The 1,956-nt window shown below is 32.7% G+C and carries 1 protein-coding gene and 1 pseudogene; both read right to left on the bottom strand.

Annotation, left to right across the window (positions count from 1 at the left end; all coding sequences use genetic code 11):
- Positions 1 to 151: 151 nt before the first annotated feature.
- Positions 152 to 310 carry a hypothetical protein gene (locus ACZ3IG_RS36100; RefSeq protein ID WP_467437472.1) on the bottom strand — a complete coding sequence of 53 codons (159 nt, stop codon included), beginning with the start codon at positions 308 to 310 and terminating at the stop codon, positions 152 to 154.
- Positions 311 to 1,418: 1,108 nt separating this feature from the next.
- A pseudogene (locus tag ACZ3IG_RS36095) lies at positions 1,419 to 1,830 on the bottom strand (IS5/IS1182 family transposase); the annotation flags it as partial.
- Positions 1,831 to 1,956: the final 126 nt, after the last annotated feature.

Here is a 1,956-nt window from a genome sequence, read left to right as displayed (position 1 = left end):
CCTCAGACTCACCAAAATTAAACATGTTATTACCAAAACGAGCAACCATGATATTGAGGATTTCGTTATATAGCTGAAATTTTCATCCACTCTATAATTTGTTTGTGTACTGCAGGACGCTCTCGATTTCCTATATTATTTTCTTTTTTTTTTACAACTGGGCAATGGTAAAACCATATTCACGGTCATCACTAGCGGAATGATTCAGGTTCATAGAAGTCCATATCAATTCTTGAACAAGGGGTAAATCCCTTACATTGTGTGTCTCTAAATGATACAATAGTTTAATAAATTTATTTTCCAAATCCACATTTTAAAAGATGAGAATGTATCATAAAAGTGATGATACTAGCTATTTCGTCAAGATAGGTTACCTCTATCCTGATGCTTTTAACTCTATCTGCACTTATAGCTAAATCTTGCGATACTTGCGGGTAAGTTAGATAACCGCTTTCATTTTTGGTATCTGTCATACCTTGAACGTTTGCTTTAATTTCCATTAAAGCTTATTCACTATAAAGATACTTTGAACCTACGACAAACCAAAATACTATTTTCCTGTTCTATCTTAGTAACCTCTTTTCATTCGTTTAATAATTTTATAGTTTACCAGCTAAGCGAAATAGACACTGATTGGTTCCGCTTCCATTTTTTAATTCATCAATTGAATAATTTACTCGTTACAACCTCTTGACCTATTGCCTGAAAAATTCAAAAATCCTAGAAAGAGAAAAAATGTGTTAGAGCGGTTGTTCGCAGGAAACAGAAATTCCGTTTGGTGTTATTACCAGATCAATTTAAGGATATGCAGATGAAAGTTCCTTCTCTAACATTTCCAACTTAGCTTTTTGAGGACAAAAAGGAACTCTGATTTTTGTTGTTCCTATTCTAATCCTAGTGATATTGTTTTTATTATAAATTGCTTATTTCAGGTCTAATTGGTTGTTTTCAAATAAATCCTCCTCTGTCTGCTATTAAAAAATCTTGTAAAAAAAAGGTACCTCCAACTCTTTTTGAGATTATTAACAATTTAAGTATATTATTCATACGTACATACGTCAACATCACTCAACATTTGTACTAACAAGTTAAAAGGATTTTTCCTTCCAAATATCTGTTTCACTCGACATTTCTATCCTCGAAAAAATAAAACAAACGCTAATCAAATAGGATATTCAAAAAACGAGGATTTTTTCACCTTCTATTCTCATCTGTGATGAAATTCATCCGTACAAATATAACAAATTAGAAATTGAACAACTTTGAAAAAAGTAAAAAAAAGAATGCCAGAGAGTAAATTCTTTCTGGCGATACATGATAGGAGAACATCCCCCACCGGGAACTAAGATACAAATTAAGTATAATGAAGCTCTTACACTGTTCGAAAGGCTTTAAAGCTTTCAAATGAAGTATTTTCAAGGCATGACAAAGGCATCTGTAAAACTATTGTATTTCATTGCCGTCGTGCAATAATCGAGATAACAGAAAGTTTCCTGTTTGTTATCTCTAGACATAATGCCAAAATTAGGGTCTGTGGTACTTTTACAAATTTGCCTAGTTTTCTGTTACCTCCTCTCTATCTTTTAAAGCTTTTTCCCATGTGACTTTCGGTCTTTTTCAATTGTTCGGTTGAGTTCATCTACATATTCTCTAGTTTCCACTTCTACTTCTTGACGAGTAAATTTATGTTTATTGGCGCTTGGCTTCCAAGTGGGTAGAGTCTGTGAGAAGAACATTTCCACCGGCCATCTTATGATTCGTGGCTTGAAGAACGTTATCATCAAAAATTTCTTAGAAAAGGTCGATACCTTTAAAATGAGTTCGTCGATTGTGTCCATGAAACTACACTAACTCCAAGTACTTTTTATTTCTTCTTGTTGATCTTTATTTATTTTTTTACATATTAAAGTATTAGAACGTAGATCCTCGTCGTATAAGATACTAACAAGTAATTGT

This window comes from Streptomyces sp. NPDC016677 (assembly GCF_055562815.1).
Note: the sequence above shows the minus strand (reverse complement) of the source record. Positions and strands in the feature narration are given on the sequence as shown.